Annotated in this window: 19 protein-coding genes; 10 read left to right on the forward strand and 9 right to left on the reverse strand. The window is 31.3% G+C overall.

The window, feature by feature from the left end:
- Window positions 1-61: 61 nt before the first annotated feature.
- Window positions 62-1,534 (reverse strand): proline--tRNA ligase, encoded by a 1,473-nt coding sequence (gene proS, locus ETU10_RS05585; protein WP_394344703.1) that lies wholly within the window; start codon window positions 1,532-1,534, stop codon window positions 62-64.
- Window positions 1,535-1,720: 186 nt separating this feature from the next.
- Between proS and ETU10_RS05590 the strand changes: the two genes are divergently transcribed.
- Both ETU10_RS05590 and ETU10_RS05595 read left to right on the forward strand, forming a co-directional pair.
- Window positions 1,721-2,905 carry a hypothetical protein gene (locus tag ETU10_RS05590; RefSeq protein WP_146310524.1) on the forward strand — a complete coding sequence of 395 codons (1,185 nt, stop codon included), beginning with the start codon at window positions 1,721-1,723 and terminating at the stop codon, window positions 2,903-2,905.
- 34 nt (window positions 2,906-2,939) lie between these two features.
- On the forward strand, window positions 2,940-4,382 hold the full coding sequence (locus ETU10_RS05595; RefSeq protein ID WP_146310526.1) for an OmpP1/FadL family transporter: 1,443 nt from the start codon (window positions 2,940-2,942) through the stop codon (window positions 4,380-4,382).
- A 36-nt stretch (window positions 4,383-4,418) separates the two neighbouring features.
- Here ETU10_RS05595 and mscL read toward each other — a convergent pair whose 3' ends face one another.
- From mscL to ETU10_RS05610, 3 genes are read right to left on the reverse strand one after another with little or no spacing between them, the layout of a single operon-like run.
- Window positions 4,419-4,814: a large conductance mechanosensitive channel protein MscL gene (gene mscL, locus ETU10_RS05600; protein ID WP_146261890.1), complete on the reverse strand. Its 396-nt coding sequence runs from the start codon at window positions 4,812-4,814 to the stop codon at window positions 4,419-4,421.
- Window positions 4,815-4,816: 2 nt separating this feature from the next.
- On the reverse strand, window positions 4,817-6,940 hold the full coding sequence (locus tag ETU10_RS05605) for a type IA DNA topoisomerase (RefSeq protein ID WP_146310528.1): 2,124 nt from the start codon (window positions 6,938-6,940) through the stop codon (window positions 4,817-4,819).
- Window positions 6,941-6,987: 47 nt separating this feature from the next.
- The gene (locus ETU10_RS05610) at window positions 6,988-7,650 is read right to left on the reverse strand and encodes a YceI family protein (RefSeq protein ID WP_146261888.1); all 663 of its coding nucleotides are present in this window, start codon (window positions 7,648-7,650) and stop codon (window positions 6,988-6,990) included.
- Window positions 7,651-7,738: 88 nt separating this feature from the next.
- On the opposite strand from ETU10_RS05610, the gene ETU10_RS05615 reads away from it, so the two are divergent.
- The 4 genes from ETU10_RS05615 to ETU10_RS05630 all read left to right on the forward strand — a co-directional run bounded on the left by ETU10_RS05615 (window position 7,739) and on the right by ETU10_RS05630 (window position 13,178).
- Entirely contained in the window at window positions 7,739-9,070 is a 1,332-nt protein-coding gene (locus ETU10_RS05615; RefSeq protein ID WP_146310530.1) for an SGNH/GDSL hydrolase family protein, read from the forward strand.
- Window positions 9,048-10,262 carry a GDSL-type esterase/lipase family protein gene (locus ETU10_RS05620; RefSeq protein ID WP_146310532.1) on the forward strand — a complete coding sequence of 405 codons (1,215 nt, stop codon included), beginning with the start codon at window positions 9,048-9,050 and terminating at the stop codon, window positions 10,260-10,262. The genes ETU10_RS05615 and ETU10_RS05620 overlap by 23 nt, the downstream gene beginning before the upstream one ends.
- On the forward strand, window positions 10,246-11,946 hold the full coding sequence (locus ETU10_RS05625; RefSeq protein WP_146310534.1) for an MBOAT family O-acyltransferase: 1,701 nt from the start codon (window positions 10,246-10,248) through the stop codon (window positions 11,944-11,946). The genes ETU10_RS05620 and ETU10_RS05625 overlap by 17 nt, the downstream gene beginning before the upstream one ends.
- Before the next feature lie 257 nt (window positions 11,947-12,203).
- Window positions 12,204-13,178: an ABC transporter ATP-binding protein gene (locus ETU10_RS05630; RefSeq protein ID WP_146310830.1), complete on the forward strand. Its 975-nt coding sequence runs from the start codon at window positions 12,204-12,206 to the stop codon at window positions 13,176-13,178.
- Window positions 13,179-13,184: 6 nt separating this feature from the next.
- On the opposite strand, the gene ETU10_RS05635 is transcribed toward ETU10_RS05630, so the two are convergent.
- Complete coding sequence (locus ETU10_RS05635) at window positions 13,185-13,784, reverse strand: aminotransferase class IV (RefSeq protein WP_146310536.1); 600 nt, start codon at window positions 13,782-13,784, stop codon at window positions 13,185-13,187.
- Window positions 13,768-14,754, reverse strand: a complete 987-nt coding sequence (locus tag ETU10_RS05640; RefSeq protein ID WP_146310538.1) for an aminodeoxychorismate synthase component I — start codon at window positions 14,752-14,754, stop codon at window positions 13,768-13,770. Before ETU10_RS05640 ends, ETU10_RS05635 begins: the two co-directional genes overlap by 17 nt.
- A 42-nt stretch (window positions 14,755-14,796) precedes the next feature.
- Here ETU10_RS05640 and ETU10_RS05645 point away from each other — a divergent pair, with 42 nt between their 5' ends.
- The 4 genes from ETU10_RS05645 to ETU10_RS05660 all read left to right on the forward strand — a co-directional run bounded on the left by ETU10_RS05645 (window position 14,797) and on the right by ETU10_RS05660 (window position 17,717).
- The gene (locus tag ETU10_RS05645) at window positions 14,797-15,369 is read left to right on the forward strand and encodes an anthranilate synthase component II (RefSeq protein ID WP_146261882.1); all 573 of its coding nucleotides are present in this window, start codon (window positions 14,797-14,799) and stop codon (window positions 15,367-15,369) included.
- Window positions 15,370-15,506: 137 nt separating this feature from the next.
- Window positions 15,507-16,163, forward strand: a complete 657-nt coding sequence (locus ETU10_RS05650) for a uroporphyrinogen-III synthase (protein WP_146310540.1) — start codon at window positions 15,507-15,509, stop codon at window positions 16,161-16,163.
- On the forward strand, window positions 16,156-17,181 hold the full coding sequence (gene hemE, locus ETU10_RS05655) for a uroporphyrinogen decarboxylase (RefSeq protein ID WP_146310542.1): 1,026 nt from the start codon (window positions 16,156-16,158) through the stop codon (window positions 17,179-17,181). The genes ETU10_RS05650 and hemE overlap by 8 nt, the downstream gene beginning before the upstream one ends.
- 17 nt (window positions 17,182-17,198) lie before the next feature.
- Window positions 17,199-17,717 carry a hypothetical protein gene (locus ETU10_RS05660; RefSeq protein ID WP_146310544.1) on the forward strand — a complete coding sequence of 173 codons (519 nt, stop codon included), beginning with the start codon at window positions 17,199-17,201 and terminating at the stop codon, window positions 17,715-17,717.
- A 19-nt stretch (window positions 17,718-17,736) separates the two neighbouring features.
- Here ETU10_RS05660 and ETU10_RS05665 read toward each other — a convergent pair whose 3' ends face one another.
- The 3 genes from ETU10_RS05665 to sstT are packed head-to-tail and all read right to left on the reverse strand — an operon-like array spanning window position 17,737 to window position 20,438.
- A complete protein-coding gene (locus ETU10_RS05665; protein WP_146310547.1) occupies window positions 17,737-18,411 on the reverse strand; it encodes a TIGR02117 family protein in 675 nt (224 codons plus the stop codon).
- 42 nt (window positions 18,412-18,453) lie between these two features.
- Window positions 18,454-19,224 carry a Cof-type HAD-IIB family hydrolase gene (locus tag ETU10_RS05670; protein ID WP_146310550.1) on the reverse strand — a complete coding sequence of 257 codons (771 nt, stop codon included), beginning with the start codon at window positions 19,222-19,224 and terminating at the stop codon, window positions 18,454-18,456.
- On the reverse strand, window positions 19,224-20,438 hold the full coding sequence (gene sstT / locus ETU10_RS05675; RefSeq protein ID WP_146310552.1) for a serine/threonine transporter SstT: 1,215 nt from the start codon (window positions 20,436-20,438) through the stop codon (window positions 19,224-19,226). Before sstT ends, ETU10_RS05670 begins: the two co-directional genes overlap by 1 nt.
- Window positions 20,439-20,628: the final 190 nt, after the last annotated feature.

Here is a 20,628-nt window from a genome sequence, read left to right on the forward strand (position 1 = left end):
AATTTGTTTAGTTTTTACAAACACTTTTTTTAAAAAAAAGTGTTTGTAAAATTTTTAATAATTAATAGGCAATAGCAAATAAAACTCTTTTTTTAGAAGGGTTTCCAGAATAAATACAAATACCCTCTTCTTCTGGAGCATCTAAAGGAATACAACGAATGGTAGCTTTGGTTTCAGCCTTAATTTTTTCCTCAACCTCCATAGAACCATCCCAATGTGCAGAGATAAATCCACCTTTTTCCTTAAGCGCTGTTTTAAATTCTTCGTAGCTATCTACCTTAGTAATTAAGGAATCCCTATGAATTCTAGCCTTTAGGTAAAGATTTTCTTGAATTTGGTTTAATAGATTTTTAAGATGATCTACGAGTCCTTCAATGGGATGTGAATGTTTTTCTAATGTATCTCTTCTAGCAATTTCTACCTGTTTATTTTCAAGGTCTTTCGGTCCAATAGCTATTCTAACTGGAACACCCTTTAATTCATATTCATTAAATTTCCATCCTGGTTTATATTCAGTTCTATCATCAAATTTTACGCTTATACCTAATTGATTTAATTGTTTCTTTAAATCATTGGCCAGATTAGAGATTTCTTCAAGTTGTTCTTCGGTTCTATGTATAGGAACAATAACTATTTGAATAGGAGCTATGTTCGGAGGAAGTACCAGCCCATGATCATCGGAATGAGTCATAATTAAAGCACCAATTAAACGGGTGGAAACCCCCCAAGAAGTAGCCCATACAAGTTCTTGTTTCCCTTCTTTGGATTGGTATTTTACATCAAAAGCTTTGGCGAAATTTTGTCCTAAGAAGTGAGAAGTTCCAGCCTGAAGGGCTTTACCGTCTTGCATCATCGCTTCAATAGTATAAGTGTCTTCTGCCCCGGCAAAACGCTCCGCCGGAGATTTAGTTCCTTTAATTACAGGGACCCCCATAAAATTCTCAACAAAATCTGCATACACCCCTTGCATTTTTTTAGCCTCTTCAACAGCTTCCTCTTTAGTCGCATGAGCCGTATGTCCCTCTTGCCATAAAAATTCAGAAGTACGTAAAAATAAACGAGTTCTCATTTCCCATCGAACAACATTGGCCCATTGATTAATAAGAATGGGAAGATCTCGGTGGGACTTTACCCAGTTTTTATATGTATTCCAAATAATAGTTTCAGAAGTAGGGCGAACAATAAGTTCTTCTTCTAATTTAGCATCAGGGTCTACAATAACTCCACTACCATCTGGGGCATTTTTTAGTCTATAATGAGTAACTACGGCACACTCTTTCGCAAAACCTTCTACATGGTCCGCCTCTTTAGATAAATAAGATTTAGGTATGAATAGAGGGAAGTAAGCATTTTCGTGACCGGTATCTTTAAACATTTGGTCCAGTTGTTTTTGCATTTTTTCCCAAATAGCAAACCCGTAAGGTTTAATCACCATACAGCCTTTAACTCCCGAGTTTTCTGCCAGATCTGCTTTGATTACCAATTCATTGTACCATTTACTGTAATCATCCTCTCTGGATGTAAGTGTCGCCATAATTATTTTAAATTTTAAACTTTATAATACTTAAATTGTCATACTAAAAATGATATTGTGTCGTTTTTATAGTAGCATTTAAGAAAAGGCTTACTTGGTATGACTTTTGTCTCTTCTTTAAGCAAAATATATGAATTATTATTTAATTACAAAGGTAAAATTTATAAAATTATTAAAAAAAATATCATGAAGATTGTTAAAAATAATATTATGCGGCTTGGAATGTTGGTAAGTGTTACCACTTTATTATCCGGAGTTTTAACTTCATGTTACGTTGGTCAAACCTCTTATGCCGGAGAAGATAGTGTTTACTATAATCCTAATAAAGCCCCAAAAAAACAAAGAACGAATAGTGTTTCTCAGTCTTACAGTTATGTGTATAATGATGATGGATCTACAGATACAGAGCAGTCCCATGTTCGAATAGGAAAAAAATACATAGATACTACACCCAATGCTAGTGATTTGCTTTACGACGATTCAAATTCCAATACGAATTCAAATACATCCACATACAATGGGCTGAATAATGAAAATGGATGGGGAGATGATAGAGGTACAATAGTTAATAATTATTACTACGGAGGATATAGCCCATTTTATAGCTCGTACTGGGGAAATCCTTATTGGGGATGGAACAGTTATGGTGGATGGAACAGTGGCTTTTCCATTGGTTTTGGTTGGGGTTGGTCTAATTGGGGATGGGGCAATTCCTATTGGGGAAGCCCATATTGGGGTAGTAGTTATTGGGGCTACCCTTACGGAGGATGGTATTACAGACCTTATTCCAATTATTGGGGAGGAAGACCCTATTATGGATCTACATGGAACCGTCCTGGAGGATACTACAATTATCCCAATTATGGACCAAGATCTGCGTACACTTCTGGAAGAAGTAGCTCAAGTACAAACTTAGGTAGATCTTACACAGCATCAAGAACCCAACAAATAAGAGATATCCAAAGACAGTCTGTAAGAAGTAATACGATGTCCAGCGGTAGAACAGGAACAATTTCTGGTTCAAGAAGCGGAGTGGTATCAGGGACTAGAGGAAGCGTGATAGGGAATTCAAATTCAAGAGTGCCTAACAATACAGGAGCAAATTCATCAGGTAGAGTAAGGGGATACACAGGAGGAACTATTAACAATGGAACGCGAAGTTCAACAGGTACCATTAATAGAGGTTCAAGAAGTAGTTCTATAGGAAATTCAGGTAGGAGCTATGGAGTGGGTTCACGTTCATCGTCTCCATCTTATTCTTCCCCAAGCGCAGGAAGTAGAGGTAGTTTTGGTAGCGGTTCTATGGGAGGAAGTAGAGGAGGTTCTATGGGTGGTGGAGCAAGAAGCGGATCTGTAGGAAGTAGAAGATAGATAACAGGTTTTATTTTTTAAATAATATGAAATAATGAATAAAAAAAAGTTAATATGTGGATTGGGTTTGTTAGCGATATTCCAAATAGGAAAAGCACAGACTACACAATTTTATCCAAATGATGTTTCAGACCTTTTAAATTTATATGGAGATCAATCAAGCTCTAGTGGAACCGCTAGGAGTATAGGTATGGGTGGTTCTATGGGAGCTTTGGGTGGAGACATAAGTGCTGTTGAGACCAACCCTGCTGGATTAGGGATTTTTAGAAACTCTGAAGCTAGTTTAACTATGAGTGTTTCGTCTCATAAAAATAAGGCATCCATGGGAAGCGCTTCTAATTCGACCACAAATACTAATTTTAATATTCCCGGAGTTGGTTTTGTGCTAGCTCTAGGTCAAGAATCACAACCCTTACGTGTAAACTTGGGCGTTAATTATTCTTATCAAAGATTAGATAATGATGTTTATTTTGGGAAAAATAAAAATTTATCCTATCTCTATCCAGGAGCAAATGGAGATATGCAATCCTACAGCATGGAGAATTATGATTTATATACAAACGGATATAAATCTAAAATGAAATTTAGTTTAGGAACTAATTATATGGATAGGTTTTACTTTGGGGTGGGCTTAGATTGGCAATATTTAAATGTTGATAGAAATTCTACCTATGCGCAAAGAAGTTCTGTTGATGGTGAATATATGCCATTTAATGAACAACTAACACCTTACAACCAAGAAGCGAATGGTTTTGGTTTAAGTGTAGGGGTTATAGGAAAGGTTACTCCTGAAATCAGATTAGGTATAGCTTATCACTCACCTGTTTGGTGGTCGAATATAAATGATTATCGATGGATTTATAATTTCGATGAATCCAATAATGTCATAGGTAATTACGTATATTATGATAGAAATAAGAATACTACTGCAGGAAAATTGGTTTTGAGTGGTGCATATGCTTCCAATATAATTAACGATGATAATTCCTTGGCATTTAATGTTGATTTTTTAAATTATTTTAATAATAATATGAATTTTGGTGGTGGAGATATAGATTATAGATTGAATAATAATTTTATTAATCTTTACACAAAAAATTCTCAAGAATATAGAGCCGGTTTAGAATATAGATATAAAGAACTTAAATTGAGAGCAGGGTACTCTTATATGACTTCTCCGGTTAAAGACAAAACTATAGCTGGATCTTTTGATTTAAATTCTGATCCTGTATATGTGAAAAACTATTTAGCAGGGGCTAAAAATAAATTCTCATTGGGGGTAGGGTATGATATGGGACCATTCTTTGCAGATTTTGCATATCAATATATAAAATCGGATTATTACACCTCTTTGTCTGGAGACTTTTTTAATCCTTCACAAAATACAAATGTTAATTTTAGTTTAGAGAATCCAATTTTAGGAAAGGTTCAATATACTCAAAACAATTTTGTATTAACTTTAGGAATGAGGTTTTAAAAAAAATAAATTATAATAAAAAAGCTAAGCCTAGGCTTAGCTTTTTTTATTTTTTAATAAATCACGAATTTCAGTTAATAACTCTTCTTGTGAAGGTTTAGTAGGAGTAGGCTCAATCTTTTTATCATCTTCATCTTTTCTCATTTTATTTACTCCTTTGATTATTAAAAATAAACAGAATGCAATAATTATAAAGGAAAGGCTTATAGATAAAAAATTTCCATATTTAACAGTAGTTCCAGGAATTACCAATTGAGAAAGGTTGTCTAATCTTGCAGCTTTCAAAGCCGGATCAAGAATTAAAGGAGTTATTATATCTTCAACCAATGAATTTACAATTTTATTAAAAGCACCTCCTATAATTACCCCAATGGCAAGATCAATAACACTACCTCTAAGTGCAAACTCTTTAAATTCTTTAAAAAATCCCATAATTATTCAATTTTTAGATTTTCATTTCCAAATATAATTCTAAAATTATCGTCTAAGCAAAGGATATCCTCAAAAAAATTATTCTCAGTTGGGGATTTAAAGCCTTTAATTTTAGAAGTTTTTCCCTTGGTAACTAAATCATTCAGTTGTTTATAGGTTAACTTTTTACCATAAATTACAAAGGGAATTTTAAAATTGCAATTTTTAAAATCTGAACAACCGAAGGCTGATTTACCCGCTATTAATGTATTGGATTTACATTTTGGACAAAGCAATTTATCATTGATTACGGTCTTTTTATTTTGGGGAAGAGAGTTATTTTTTTCGCGTTTATAAGTTGAAACTGATTCTGTTGATATTTTTTTATAATTACTGGCTTTTACTTCATTTGTAATTTCCTTAACCATGAGAATTAATTCTTCTTTAAAAATGTCTAATTTATATTCACCTTTTTCAATTAAACGAAGTTTCTTTTCCCATACCCCGGTTAATTCAGCACTTTTTAAAAGCTCATTTTGAATCGTATCAATTAAACTTATGCCAGCTGAAGAAGCGTAGATATTCTTTTTTTTCTTTTCAATATAATTTCTTTTCAATAAAGTTTCAATAATATTGGCACGAGTAGATGGACGTCCGATGCCATTGTCCTTTAATAATTCTCGCATTTCCTCATCGTCCACTTGTTTGCCAGCAGTTTCCATAGCTCTTAATAAACTAGCCTCTGTATAAGGTTTAGGGGGGGTGGTTTTACCCTGATGTATAAAGGGTTCATGACTTCCAGTTTCTCCTTTTATAAAAATGGGCAAGATTTTCTCCCCGTTTCCATTATTGTCTTTTCTCTCATTCTTATAAAGTTCTCTCCATCCAAGTTCTAAAATCTGTTTGCCAGATGTTTTAAAGGGTACTTCACCCACTTTTGCGGTAACTAAAGTATTAGATATTTTACATTCTGGATAAAATGCAGCAATAAATCTTCTGGCAATTAAATCATAAATTTTATTTTCATCCGAAGAAAGATTAGTAGGAGATATATGGGTAGGAATTATAGCATGGTGGTCGGTAACCTTTGTATCGTCAAAAACATTTTTAGATTTTGGTAAGGGGTTATTCAGTAAGGCATTGACGAAATTTTCATAGGGTTTTAAATTGGAAAGAATATTTGTAATTTTTGGATATAAATCTTCGGACAAATAGGTCGTATCAACTCTAGGATAAGTAATATATTTACTCTCGTATAAACTTTGCGCAAGTTTTAAAGTATTTTCTGCAGAGAATCCATACTTTTTGTTAGCTTCCACTTGTAAAGAGGTTAAATCAAACAATCTAGGATTTTTTTCTCTTCCCTCTTTAATCTCAAAAGAAAGAATAACTAAAGGGTATTTTTTTAAATATTCTAACCCTTTATTAGCTTTTTCTTGAGATTTCAAACGATCTATATCGGCGTTAAATTCTGTATCTTTATAAATAGTTTTTAACTCCCAATATTCCTCAACCACAAAAGAATCAATTTCTTTTTGTCGTTGCACAATCATGGCGAGAGTGGGGGTTTGAACTCTTCCAATGGATAATAAAGTTTTATTTACTCCAAATTTTTTTGTAAACAGGCGAGTAGCATTTATTCCCAGTAACCAGTCCCCAATCGCTCTAGCACTTCCAGCTGCATATAAATTTTCATAGGAAGAGGAATCTTTAAGATTCTGAAAACCCTCTTGAATGGATTGCTCTGTAAGAGATGAAATCCATAGCCGTTTTATTGGTGCTTTGCATTTGGCTTTTAATAAAACCCAGCGCTGAATAAGTTCTCCTTCTTGGCCAGCGTCCCCACAGTTAATCACCTCATCGGACTTCGAAACTAAAGTTTCAATAATTTTAAACTGTTTTTCAATCCCTCGGTTAGCAATTAGTTTAATTCCGAAACTAGAGGGAATGATAGGTAAGTCCTCTAAATTCCAATATTTATAATTAGGATTGTAATCGTGAGGTTCTTTCAGTGTACATAAATGTCCGAATGTCCAAGTGACTTGGTAGCCATTCCCTTCAAAATATCCATCTTTTCTATGTATAGCACCAAGTATTTTAGCTATATCTTTAGCAACACTTGGTTTTTCTGCAATGCAAACAATCATGTTAGTGCAAAAATGCAATAATTTCAGTAAATTTTAAAATTGAAAATCTAGTTGCAAGTGTTTTTAGAATTGGCAACTAGGCTGATTTGTAAATCAAAATGATCCTGAATAAGAATATTAGGCAATCCTTGATAGTTTAAATTAAAATCTTTTCTGTTGATTGAGAATTTCTCAGTATTTAGAAATAATTTATCATTCTCATTTCTAATATTTGTTTTAACACGAATATTTTTTGATTGACCTTTTATTTTTAAAGTACCAATAAGTGAAAAATTAAAGTCAGAATTTCCATCAATTTTTTGTACAGAGTTTAAAACAAATTCAGCAATAGGATATTTAGTGACAGAAAAAAAATCTTTGTTTTTAAGAGTATTTATTAATTTATTGTTTTGGGAGGAATTTTGAATGTCATGGTTTTTTATAGAATTCATATCAATATATAAAATTCCACTTTCAACATTATTATTTTTGGTTTTTAAAAATCCTTTTTTAAAAGATAGCGTTCCAAAATGGCTTAGATTTAATGACTTTTCAATTTTATAGCCGGTCCAATTAACTGAACTGATATTAGTATCTATAGTATATTCTTGAGATTTTGTTTTTAATGAATTGTTTACATTTATATTATTAGAGTGTTGATTTGTATTATCTTTGTTGCAAGAAAATATAAAAAAAAATGTAATAAAACTACCCAAAAAAACGTTTTTCATTAATTATATTTTATAATAGTAACGAAAAGATTGTGAAATAATTATGTTTCAAAACTAACTATTTAGATTTAATTTTTTTTAAAAGAAAGTGAAAAAAGATCAAACCTTTTATATTCCTATACTATGCCTAATTTTTTTAGCGGGATTGATTGCTATGCGTTATCTTCCTCCTATCAATATAATGGGATATGAGTTGAAGACTATAGATATGTTCTCAGATGTTGAAAAAGAAGTACTCATAGAAGAAGATAATTTACCAATAGTATCTATAAAACCGCAGAATAAGATCCAATGTCCAGACGGACAAACCTGTATAGAAGATTATTCTAAAAAACAGAATTATTTTGGGAATTTATTTCATTATCTGCAAAATATAAGTTTAAAGAAAGATAAAGTTAGAATAGCCTTTTTTGGTGATAGTTTCATAGAAGGAGATATTTTATCTGGAGATTTTAGAGATTTGTTGCAAGAAAAGTTTGGTGGAAGTGGAGTGGGATGGGTTCCCATTGCTTCAGAAGTTGCTCAATTTAGACAAACAATAAAAGAAAATTTTAAGGGTTTTAAAAATTTTGATGCGGTGCATAATCCTAAAGAAAAAATTCCTTATCCACCCTTTGGAATATGTACAATTCCTTTAACGGGAAATGAAGCTTCTTTTTATGGAACTAATTTTTCATCTAAAACAGAATACATTCCTGGATTTCGACTTTTTTATCAAACTCCAAATACTTTAAAGATTAAAGTAGAGACAGATAAAGAAACTCAAGAAGTAAAGGCAGAGGCAGGGACGTTGATGAATATAGTTGAGGTAAATTATCACCCTGCAAAAAATGTAAATTTATCATTTTCAACTTCCCCTAATACCTACCTTTACGGGGTTTCCTTTGAAGGATCTTCTGGTGTTTATGTAGATAATTTTTCATTAAGAGGGAATTCAGGCTTATCACTTTTATCTAGTTCAGATGAAATGCATAAAGCCCTAAATAAAATCCAAGATTACAAGCTAGTAATATTACAATATGGTATTAACGCTGTGAATGAAAAGACTAAAGACTTAAGTTGGTATACCCGTATGATGAATAAGGTTGTGGCTGAAGTAAAAGAAGCTTATCCACAAGCCGCAATATTGTTAGTAGGTGTAGGAGATAGAAGTAGAAAAATTAATGGTCAATACAAGACTATGCCAACAATAAAACTAATGATAGATGCACAGCGTTCCGTAGCCGCAGAAAATAAAATTGCTTTCTGGAATATGTATGAGGCAATGGGTGGGGAGAACTCCATGGTTAATTATGTTAAGTCTAAACCACCCAAAGCTAATTTAGATTATACACATCTAAATTTTTTAGGAGGTAAGGAAATAGGTACATCACTATATAAAAGTTTATTGTTTGAATATGAAAGATATAAAAATAACTAAGCCCATTTATTTTTTTATTGTAGCATTTTTATTTGGGTTTCAATATGGATGTTCACAATTAACTATTGAAAATACATACTCATTTGTTCAAGAGAATAAAAATGCAATCCAAAATTGTCAAGAGTTACAGCCCTTTTTTAAAAAACTAGATCAAGCATCGAGCCGTAAAATTAATATCTTACATATTGGAGATTCACATTTGCAACCCAATCAAATTACCCAAGTACCACGTAAGCAGTTGCAAAAAGTTTTTGGAAATGCAGGAAGAGGATTAATAGTACCTTATAAAGTTGCCGGAACAAATTCTCCAGATGATATTATTTCTACTTCTCAGTTTAAATGGGAAGGCAAAAGAAATTGTAAACCATTAATACCGCAACCAACGGGGATTGGAGGAATATCTTTAAAGTCCTTGGACTCAGCCTCAACTTTTATATTTAGATTACCCCATGAATACGCTTTTTCTTCAATGACTGTTTTTTTTGAAAATGATGGTAAAAGCTATGATTTATTTGCTAAAGATTTGATTCATGGAGAAGTTATAAATCTAAAAAATTTTATTGATGAAAAGAATCCTAATGTATCTAAAATTAAGTTTAGTCAACCCACGAATGAAGTAAAAATTTTAAGTTTAAAAACAAGTTTGGAACAAACACATACAACCATCTTAGGCATAAATACAGAAAACGAGGAGAATGGTATTGTCTATCATAGCATAGGGGTAAATGGTGCAGAGTATTATCATTACGATACCTCAGAATACTTTAATGAAGAAACTCCATTTTTAAACCCTGATTTAATCATAATTTCTTTAGGAACTAATGAGGCCTTTAGAAAAAATTTTGATGAGGAAGATTTCAAATCAGAAGTACATAAATTTATAACTAATTTAAGGAAATATAATCCAGAAATTCCATTTTTAATCACTACTCCAGCCAATTCATATATTAATAAAAAATATCAAAACCCTAAATTGAAAAGGGTTAGAGATATTTTAGTTGCTTATTGCAAAGAAAATCAATTAGCTTTTTGGGATTTACAAGAAATTACTGGAAATGCACAAAATTGGAAAAATAATCAATTGATTAGTAAAGATTTAATACACTACAATGCGAAAGGGTATAGACTACAAGGGGAATTATTGTACAATGCCTTAATAAATTCTTACAAAGAATATGTTACCACTAAGTAATGAAGCAAAAGAACTGAATGTGTTTCAAAAATTCATTCAGAATATAGATGCACATAAATTAATTGAACAATTTTATTTCAATCCCCTAGAGCCATTAATATTTAATAGCGGCTTTTTTGTTTTCATCTTTACTTTCTTTATGATAGGGTATGCACTAGTACATCGTACCCACTTTCCAAAAGTAATTTATGTTATACTATTCTCGTTATATTTTTATTACCGATCTAGTGGTTATTATTACTTAGTTCTTATCTTTTGTGTGTTTTTCGACTTTTTTGTAGGCTTTGTTTTGTACAAAGCAAAAAATAAGATTGCAAGACAAATATTATTGTTTTTTAGTTTGGCTGTAAACTTAGGGATATTGGTTCATTTTAAGTATACCAATTTCTTAATTGATTCTTTTAATGCTGTTACTCATAACGAGTATAAGAAAATTGATATTTTTCTTCCTGTGGGAGTTTCTTTTTTTACCTTCCAGTCTATGAGTTATATAATAGATATTTATAGGAATAAAATTAAACCCGTGAAAAATCTGTTAGATTACGGCTTTTTTGTTTCTTTTTTCCCACAACTTGTAGCAGGTCCTATCATTAGAGCTTACGATTTTATACCCCAATTGTATAATCGTCCTACGATTATAACTAAGTCCATGATTGGGCGAGGAATGTTTTTAATTACCATAGGTCTATTTAAAAAATCTGTAATTTCAGACTATATAGGTGCTAATTTTGTAGATCGTATATTTGATCAGCCACAATTGTATTCAGGTATAGAAAACCTTTTTGGTATTTACGGTTATGCTTTGCAAATTTACTGTGATTTTTCTGGTTATTCCGATATGGCTATCGGGATTGCGTTATTATTAGGATTTCATTTTCCTAAAAACTTTAATTCCCCATATCAGGCAAAAAATATTACAGAATTTTGGCATCGTTGGCATATAAGTTTATCCTCTTGGTTAAAAGATTATCTTTATTTTTCTTTAGGAGGAAACCGATACGGGAATTTTTTTGGGTATTTCTTTCCGGTACTCTTTTTTATAGGATTATTGGTATGGGGAATTGTAGGAATTCAAAATCAGAGTTATTGGCAAATGTTGATCGCTGTAATTTTCATAGGATTTTTCTCCCTGTCTATTTTACTTTCTTCCAACAAGAAAAAAGCAGTTTTTGGTAGTTTCAATCAAATGACCACCATGCTGTTGGGAGGGCTTTGGCATGGGGCTTCTATGCGATTTATATTGTGGGGAGCCATGCACGGACTAGCATTAGCCATTCATAAAACCTACATGAATATTTTTGGAATAACTGAAAAAAATAATAAAAAATCTAATATTTGGATTAATCTGTTAGCTGTAATAATTACTTTTCATTTTGTATGCTTTTGTTGGATATTCTTTAGGGTTTCAGATATGCAAACTGCTTGGACTATGTTAGGGCAGGTGATCTATAAATTTGAGCCCCATATTCTCGTACAAATGATAAGTGGATATAAATTGGTCTTTTTTCTTATGTTAGTAGGTTTTATTCTGCATTTTACTCCAGTGGAATGGGAAGAATCATTCAAAACAAAAATAGAAAAAGCCCCATATCTTGTTGCCTTGTTATTTTTATTTATAGTGGTTATACTAGTGGCGCAAGTAAAATCTTCGGATATTCAACCATTTATTTATTTTCAGTTTTAGATGGATTAATTATTGAATACTCAGCTTTAGAGAGTAATAAAGTAATTTTAAATACTATTTACTGCTAAAAAACACATCAATTTTTTTCGTTCAGACGGTTTATTAAATCGTTGAAATAGCTTAAAGATAATGTTGATGATTATTAAATTAATCATGTTGGTAGATACGTTGTTAAATTTAAAATGAATTTATAATTTAGCAAAGCATTTGTTTTAACTACCTTTATAAACAATTGAATTTTTAAATGAATGGTTACCATGTTAGAAGTAAAAAATATATCTTTCTCTTACAACGAGGATAAAAAAAATATTGAGGGCTTATCTTTTAACTTGGAACAAGGGAAGATGCTAGCATTAATAGGTGAAAGTGGAAGTGGGAAAAGCACCATCTTGAAACTTATTTATGGAATGTTAGAATGGCAAGAAGGAGAAATTTATTACAATCATAGAAAGTTATCTGGGATGAAAGGAAATTTAGTTCCTGGTGAACCGGAATTTAAATATTTAGAACAAGAATTTGGATTAGATTCTTATGCAACCGTTGGAGATAATGTAGGCAGATTTTTATCGAATATTGATATGGATGAAAAGCAAGAAAGGATTTTCTTCTTGTTAGATTTGGTAGAGATGTCTTCGTTTATAGAAACTAAATGTATACATTTAAGCGGAGGGCAAAAACAAAGAGTAGCTTTAGCAAAAGTTCTAGCCCAAACTCCTTCCTTGTTATTATTAGATGAACCTTTTTCTCAGGTTGATACTTTTAAAAAGAATATATTAAAAAGAGCTGTCTTTGATTTTGCTAAAGAAAACAATATTTCAATTCTATTAGCAACCCATGAAATAGAAGATGCTTTGGCATATGCAGATGAAATGGTAATTATAAAAGACGGAAAAATTGTACAAAAAAACAAACCTAGTTATTTATATAAAAATCCGGTAAATGAATATGTTGCTCGTTTATTTGGTGAGATTAATATATTTACCAAAGAAAACTTTCCAGAATTATTTAAAGGTATAGAAGCAACTAAAATTCTAGTTTATCCCCATCAGCTTTATGCGGAAGAAGAAGGAGAATTACAAGTTAAAGTTTTAAAAAGTTATTTTTTAGGAAGTTCTTATTTAGTTGAAGCTATAGGGCAGAGAAAGCGCATATGGTTTTCCAGTGAGGATTATTATGCAATAGGAGAAAGCTGTGTACTACAAATCCACGATTACCAAATTTTAAAGGAGTAATTAATGTTAAAAGATTATATTCTTGCAACTAAGAATATGATTATTAGAAAAAGGTCTAAGAGCATTAATTAAACAAAATGAGTCGTATTCATTGATTGAATCAATTGAGATATTCTTCTCTATGATAAAATTTAAATCTAATAATCTTTGTCTTTCAGTTCCATGCAAAAGAGGACGCCTAGGAGTGTACCAACGACCGTCTTTTCGAAGCAAGATATTAGCAATCGAAGTATCAGTGATGTAGTTGTTTTTAACAATTAGAATATCGTCTGCAGTAGAACGTATCTTCATGGCATTAAGAGCGCTTCGGTCTTCAAACTTAAAAGAATATTCAATATCATCGTTATAAACTATCTGAATTGAATTGATTGGTTTTTGTAGGTAAGGAATAAATTCAACCTTTTCAATTATATCTGTATAAATTATTCTACAACGATAAGTTTCTTTATTTTCTAATTCAGGAGGAATAGAAATTACTTCAGAAATATCTTGGACTAGTTTCTTTTTAAAAAAGAATTGGCAAGTATTATTGGCTCGTTGATTATGATAGGCAATATTTTGAAAAGAATGATTTTTAATTAAAATAGTTTCAAGAAATCGGTACATAAATTTTTTGAATTAACTCGTTATATTCCTTTTGAACCTCACTAAAGCAAGTGATACCTCCCCCACTTCTATAAAGATATTTATGGTCTATCGTTTCTTCAATGAACCTAATCATTACCATACTATTCACTGATCTACCATCAAAGATTCCAGCTACACCGGTATAGAAATTTCTAGGGAAAGTTTCAACAGAATTTATAATTTCAACGGTCCTTTTTTTAGGAGCTCCAGTAATAGAGCCTGCAGGTAGTAGTTTATGAAAGATGTTACCTATATTGCATTGCCAATTAGGTTCTAATTCACCACTGATTTGGGAACTCACTTGTAATAACTTACCCCTTTGTGTATTTATTTCATCCAGATATCTGAAAATATCCACTTTCACTTTTTTGGAAACCAAATTAAGATCGTTACGAATTAAATCCACTATAGTATAATGTTCAGAGGTTTCTTTAAGATCTTCAAGAATAATTTTTTTAGCATTGGGAATAGAAGCGTCTATCGTTCCCTTCATCGGGAAAGAATAAATTTTCCCATTATTTATTTTAACGAAAGTTTCTGGTGAAAAGCATACAAATTGATGGTCTAGCCAAAGTTTATATTTAGCTTTGCTAACAAAAAAAATATCCTTTAGATCTATGTTTACATCTATAGGGGTTGCTGTAGTTAAATTGATGAGGTAAGAATTGCCAAAAGCAATTTCTTTTTTCACTAAATTAAACTGTTTTTCGTATTCAGCAAAGGCAATGGGGTGGTAGGTGTAACTAAGTTTAGGAATTGTATTTATATGAAATAAATTAGGTGTAAGATTTGTGAATCCTTCAAAATCATATAAAATAGATTCAGGACTAATTTTAGAGAGAGGAAGGATGATGTTTTCATTTTCAGAGAAATCAAGAATGAATAGAAAAGGAATTTGTTTCCTCCCCAGGTCATTCATTTTTTCAATAGCACTCCTATTTATTTTCATTAAATTTAAAAAAACAAAAATATAAAATAATTAACTGTATATATGAAAGTAAAGATAGCTTTAATTGATAACTATGATTCTTTTACAGGAAATTTATTTCAACTTTTCGATGAAAACTTAAATTGTACCCTAGAAGTTATTCCCAATGATAGGATACAAATGGAAGATCTAATTAAATTTGATAAAATTGTTTTATCACCAGGTCCGGACATACCTAAAAATACCCCCAATCTATTTTCAGTAATTGAAGAATTTAAACAAACTAAAAGTATATTAGGGATATGCTTAGGGCACCAAGCAATTGTTGAATGTTTAGGAGGAAAGCTTTTAAATCTTGAAAAAGTAAATCACGGAATAAAAAAAACAATAATTATCAATAAGCAAGAAAAAATATTTCAAAATCTACCTACTACCATTGAAGTAGGATTGTACCATTCTTGGCTGGCAGATAAAGATTGTTTACCTCTTAGCTTAAAAGTGATAGCAGAAAGTATAGATCATTCAATTATGGCAGTCTCTCATACCACTTGGGATTTAAAAGGGTTACAGTTTCATCCGGAATCTTTCATGACTTTTTATGGAAGGCAAATCATTAATAATTGGATTAAACAGTAAACAAATTTTTAAATAATAAGACTAATGAATGAGGATACTTGAATGCTTAGTTTATAACCGTCTTTGAATATGATTGTTGAAATATAAACGTATAAATTGAAATTACTTTATATTTGTTATCTAAACTTAATTAAGTAATGAAAAAAGTTTTAGTTACCTCTACATTCACTCTTCCAGAAGAAAATGATAAGAGGTTGCAAATTGATTATATTCCTTTTATAGAAACAGAGATTTATCCAGAAAGTCAGATAATTCCTTATCTTCCTAATGAGGTTAATTCTTTTATAGTTACCAGTGGAAATGCTGTGCAAGCAATCAAAAATATAGAGTTAGAAGGAGATTTTTATGTGGTAGGAAAAAATACAGCTAAAGAATTGTTTGGGCAAAATAGAGAAATAAGTTTTATTTCTAATTATGCAGAAGATCTTTTAGAAAGAATGTTAGAAACAGAAGTTAAAAAATATGTTTTTTTTAAAGGTAATCTTTCATTAAGTACTCTGCCTGATTCTTTAAGAAAAAATGGAGTGGAGGTTATAGGGATTGAATGTTATAAAACTACTTTAAAACCTACTAAAGTTAACGAAAATTATGATGCTTTGGTGTTTATGAGTCCTTCCGCAGTAAAATCCTATCTTTCCATGAATCAAATACCTCGAGATGCTTTGGTTTTTGTAAGCGGTAAAACCACTGCAAAAGCAGTGAAAGATTTAGCCGGAGACCTACCGGTTTATTATCCTGAAGAAACTACTAAAGAGTCATTACTTACCCTAATAAAAGAAACCATCAATGATTAAAAATACTTTATTTTTAGACGCACTAAAAGGAAAAGAAGTACAAAGACCACCGGTGTGGATGATGCGCCAAGCGGGGAGATTTCTACCTGAATTTAGGGCTATGAGAGATCAATACGATTTCTTTACACGTTGCCAAACTCCAGAATTAGCTGCAGAAATTACGCTAATGCCTATCCAACGTTTTCCTTTGGATGCTGCAATTCTTTTTTCAGATATTTTAGTCATTCCTCAAGCAATGGGTATGCCTTTCGAAATGAAAGAATCTGTAGGACCATTTTTAGCAAATCCTATAGCTTCAAAAGAAGATGTAGATAGATTGCAAAATGCATCTGTAGAAGAAAGTTTAGATTATGTTTTTAAAGCAATTTCTATAACCAAAGAACTGTTAAAAAACGAAATTCCTTTGATTGGTTTTGCAGGAAGTCCATGGACCATATTTTGCTATGCCGTAGAAGGAAAAGGCTCTAAAACCTTTGACAGAGCTAAAGCCTTTGCTTTTAAAAATACTGAACTAGCACATATACTATTACAAAAAATCACGGATTATACCATAGAATATCTTTTAAAGAAAGTTGAATATGGAGTAGATGCGGTACAGATTTTTGATAGTTGGGGCGGTTTACTTTCTCCTAAAGATTACGAAGAATTCTCATGGAAATATATCAATCAGATTGTAGAAGCTTTAGCAGAAAAAGCACCAGTTATTGTTTTTGGAAAAGGTTGTTGGTTTGCATTAGATGCTATGTCAAAGTCTAAAGCATCCGCTTTAGGAGTAGATTGGACGATTACACCGCAAAAAGCTAGAGAATTTTCTGGAGGTAGGATTACGCTACAAGGAAATTTTGATCCGGCTAAATTACTTTCATCTCCACAGAAAATTTACAATGAAGCGCAACAAATGGTTCGTGAATTTGGAGTCAGGAATTATATAGCCAATTTAGGACATGGAATACTTCCTAATATTCCTCTGGAAAATGCAGCTTCATTTGTGAAAGCAATTGTTGAATATAAAGAATAATCAAAAATAACTAAACTATGAGTATTACTGTAGCATTGATTCTTGGGATGCTAGGGATGATTGTCTTAATTTTAGTTCCAATTTTTTTAGTAGCCATTTTAACTTCACAATCAAGAAAAAGAAAAAGGAAAAATATTATTAATAAATTGCCTTCCAATGTAGAATTTTATGCTCCAATGAGGATTAATTCTGAAAGAAAGAATAATGCTTTTTTTAAATTTACATCTTTTGAATGTAGTGGGATTCTTTATGCCCATGAGGGTAAATTGTTTTTTAGAGGTACTAAAAAACAATTTGAATTATTAGAATTTAATTTAGATAAGGTTTCCATTTATTGGATAGGGGTGCAAGCTCAAAATGGAGCTTTACAATGGTTTTCAATCAAAGGTTCAGATAAAGGTAATTTCTACTTTAATTTAGATACAGGAATGACGATTTTTAATTTTTCTAAATCAGGAGAAACTACCAAAGGTATTTATGAAAAAATTATGAATATGAAATTAAAGGAAAATATAGATGACATAGGTAAAGTTTAAATGATTTATTCATGAATTTTTATTTATAAAGTCTAAAAATACCTTCTTGAAAAGGAGTCCATAAACAAGATTTTAGTCCAGATTTTTTTAGAGCTGTATTCGCCCATGTATTGCAGGTATATAACATTTGGTAAGTACCTGTAGCTTCATAAAAGGCATCGTTACTGCCATAAGTTTTCTCAGTTTTTATGTTTATTATATGACCATTACCATCTAGTTGAAAATCATTTTTTATAAATTCTACTAACTTCTTATACTGTTCTTTAGAAATCATAATCTTTTTACAATCTTTGTCCTCCACTACTTCTTTAAGATAAGTAGCATGAATGGCTGTGGAGCTTAATCCAAAGGCTGCTTTAAACGCAATGGAAAGTTTCACGTGATCCCAGTCAGGCACATCCAAGTAAAAACCTTTATCTCCCCATCCCAAAGCAACATACTTTTGAACGCTATCTTGTCCTTTTGTGTCGGTATACTTTATTTCCTTACTCCAATCTATAGTTTCGGTTTTTACCGGTAATATTAAATCTGTATGCATTCCATTAGTAGAAATATAAATAGCCAAATCTTTAGAAAAGTCTTTTTCTTTTTGAATAACTATTCTCGAAAGAATATTTGCAGCTAAAAAATAAAGGATTATAAAAACGATTATGGAAGATAGGAAATAGGCAATAATTTTGAATAATTTTTTCATAAGTAGTGTTTTAAATTAGCAGGAAAGTTTATAAGTAAAAATCTATAAAATATTGAAATGTTGCAACGCCTTTATGACTCCATGGTTATCAACATCATCAGTAATATAATTTGCCTTAGATTTTACTAAATCAGAAGCATTTCCCATAGCTATACTATATTTAGCTAATTCTAGCATAGAGATATCATTTTCACCATCACCCAAAGCCATAATCTCGTTGGTAGATATGTTAAAATAGTCCAATATTTTTAAAATCCCCGCTTTTTTATTTCCACCCTTTGGGTTTATATCTACAAATAAGGGATTCCATCGAGTAAAATCACAGTTGGGGAATTCTCGCCTTAATGTATTTTCCTCTTCAGGAGCAGTAAAACTAATCATTTGAAACACATCCATTTCTATAAAAGAATGAAGATCTCCAATTTTAAAATTCTCAATTTTTAACTGTTTTAAAGTATCTTCCACCCTATGGTTTATTCTATTTATACCTACTAAGTTTTCACCAAAAAGCATATACGCATTTTCTGTATTTTCAGAAAAAGAAATGATTTTCTCTACAGCATCTTTATCAATGGGGTTTTTGTATAGAACTTTTTCCGGAGTATAACAATATTGACCATTTAGAGTAACATATCCATCAAAAATAAAATCATTGAATTGATTGATTTCCAATTTATGACGTCCCGTAGCAATAAATAATTTTATTCCTTTGCTTCTAAGCTTTTCTAAGGCTTCTAAAACATCAATTGAAACTTTATGAGTTTTAAAGCTTACTAAAGTACCATCAATATCAAAGAAAATAGCTTTTACCATTATATGTTTTTTTTATTCTCGTCCGCAATACAAGCCGCTGCGGTAAAAAGTACATCGGTGGATGAATTTAGAGCAGTTTCTGCTGAGTCCTGTACAACCCCAATGGTCATCCCTATTCCAACAATAGACCAAGCAATATCTTGAGGGATTTTGAATAAACTACAAGCCAAAGGTATTAATAGTAATGATCCACCTGCTACGCCAGACGCGCCACAGGCACATAAGGCAGAGACTAAACTTAATAAGATAGCAGAGAAAATATCTACTTCAATGCCTAATGAATGTACTGCGGCTAGTGTAAGAATTGATATGGTAATTGCAGCACCTTGCATATTGATAGTTGCTCCAAGAGGAATAGATATAGAATAAGTGTCCTCATGCAAATTTAATTTTTTACATAATTCCATATTCACAGGAATATTTGCGGCAGAACTTCGAGTAAAAAAAGCAGTTATACCACTTTCTTTTAAACATTTAATGGCTAAAGGATAAGGGTTTTTTCGAATTTTAAAAAAGACAATTATAGGGTTTATCACTAAGGCAATAAATATCATGGTTCCTAATAAAACACTTACAAGTTTAATATAATCCCATAAAACGTTTAAACCCGTTTCTGCTAAAATTGAAGCTACTAAACCAAAAATACCAATGGGAGCAAAACGAATGATAATACGTACAACATAAGTAAATGCATTGGATAAGTCTGTTACCACTTTTTTGGTTGACTCAGAAGAATGCCTTAAAGCGATTCCTAATCCTATAGCCCAAGCGAGTATGCCTATAAAGTTTCCCTTAATTAAAGCGTTTATAGGATTATCTACAAAATTTAGTAGCAGGCCTTTTAAAACGTCAACAATGCTCGAGGGAGGGACCATTTCCATAGGTTTTTGCTGTATTAAAGTTAAAGTTACCGGAAATATAAAGCTAAAAATAACAGCAAATAATCCTGCGAGAAATGTTCCAAATAAATATAAAATTATTATAGATTGGATACTTGTCTTTTGTCCAACTTTATGATTGGTAATTGCAGACATAACTAGAATAAAAACCAATACAGGCGCTGCTGATTTTAAGGCAGTTAAAAAAAGTTCACCTAAGACCTTCACAGAAATAGCATAGGTAGGTAAGTAAACTGCCAATAGAACACCTAAAAATAAACCAATAGCAATTTGTAGGACTAAATTTCCTTTTAAAATAAAATTTTTAATATTCATATTTTTATTGAAAGGCCATTCAAAAATACTAATAATAATAGTTAATCAAACATTTTTGTGAATAGAGCTTTATAATTCAATTTGAATCTAGTGATAAAATTGAATAAAATTTATTTTTTAATAATGTATCGTTTATACGATTTTGGTGCTAGCTCTGTAATAGCATAGTATTTGTTAATGAAGGTTTATA

Origin of the sequence: Apibacter muscae, from assembly GCF_007845595.1 — a bacterium.
GTDB classification, from domain to species: domain Bacteria; phylum Bacteroidota; class Bacteroidia; order Flavobacteriales; family Weeksellaceae; genus Apibacter; species Apibacter muscae.

Bases quoted from the DNA above. Each gene is read 5' to 3' on its own strand.
- proS (WP_394344703.1), bottom strand. From the start codon at position 1,534: ATGGCGACACTTACATCCAGAGAGGATGATTACAGTAAATGGTACAAT.
- ETU10_RS05590 (WP_146310524.1), top strand. From the start codon at position 1,721: ATGAAGATTGTTAAAAATAATATTATGCGGCTTGGAATGTTGGTAAGT.
- ETU10_RS05595 (WP_146310526.1), top strand. From the start codon at position 2,940: ATGAATAAAAAAAAGTTAATATGTGGATTGGGTTTGTTAGCGATATTC.
- mscL (WP_146261890.1), bottom strand. From the start codon at position 4,814: ATGGGATTTTTTAAAGAATTTAAAGAGTTTGCACTTAGAGGTAGTGTT.
- ETU10_RS05605 (WP_146310528.1), bottom strand. From the start codon at position 6,940: ATGATTGTTTGCATTGCAGAAAAACCAAGTGTTGCTAAAGATATAGCT.
- ETU10_RS05610 (WP_146261888.1), bottom strand. From the start codon at position 7,650: ATGAAAAACGTTTTTTTGGGTAGTTTTATTACATTTTTTTTTATATTT.
- ETU10_RS05620 (WP_146310532.1), top strand. From the start codon at position 9,048: ATGAAAGATATAAAAATAACTAAGCCCATTTATTTTTTTATTGTAGCA.
- ETU10_RS05625 (WP_146310534.1), top strand. From the start codon at position 10,246: ATGTTACCACTAAGTAATGAAGCAAAAGAACTGAATGTGTTTCAAAAA.
- ETU10_RS05630 (WP_146310830.1), top strand. From the start codon at position 12,204: ATGTTAGAAGTAAAAAATATATCTTTCTCTTACAACGAGGATAAAAAA.
- ETU10_RS05635 (WP_146310536.1), bottom strand. From the start codon at position 13,784: ATGTACCGATTTCTTGAAACTATTTTAATTAAAAATCATTCTTTTCAA.
- ETU10_RS05640 (WP_146310538.1), bottom strand. From the start codon at position 14,754: ATGAAAATAAATAGGAGTGCTATTGAAAAAATGAATGACCTGGGGAGG.
- ETU10_RS05645 (WP_146261882.1), top strand. From the start codon at position 14,797: ATGAAAGTAAAGATAGCTTTAATTGATAACTATGATTCTTTTACAGGA.
- ETU10_RS05650 (WP_146310540.1), top strand. From the start codon at position 15,507: ATGAAAAAAGTTTTAGTTACCTCTACATTCACTCTTCCAGAAGAAAAT.
- hemE (WP_146310542.1), top strand. From the start codon at position 16,156: ATGATTAAAAATACTTTATTTTTAGACGCACTAAAAGGAAAAGAAGTA.
- ETU10_RS05660 (WP_146310544.1), top strand. From the start codon at position 17,199: ATGAGTATTACTGTAGCATTGATTCTTGGGATGCTAGGGATGATTGTC.
- ETU10_RS05665 (WP_146310547.1), bottom strand. From the start codon at position 18,411: ATGAAAAAATTATTCAAAATTATTGCCTATTTCCTATCTTCCATAATC.
- ETU10_RS05670 (WP_146310550.1), bottom strand. From the start codon at position 19,224: ATGGTAAAAGCTATTTTCTTTGATATTGATGGTACTTTAGTAAGCTTT.
- sstT (WP_146310552.1), bottom strand. From the start codon at position 20,438: ATGAATATTAAAAATTTTATTTTAAAAGGAAATTTAGTCCTACAAATT.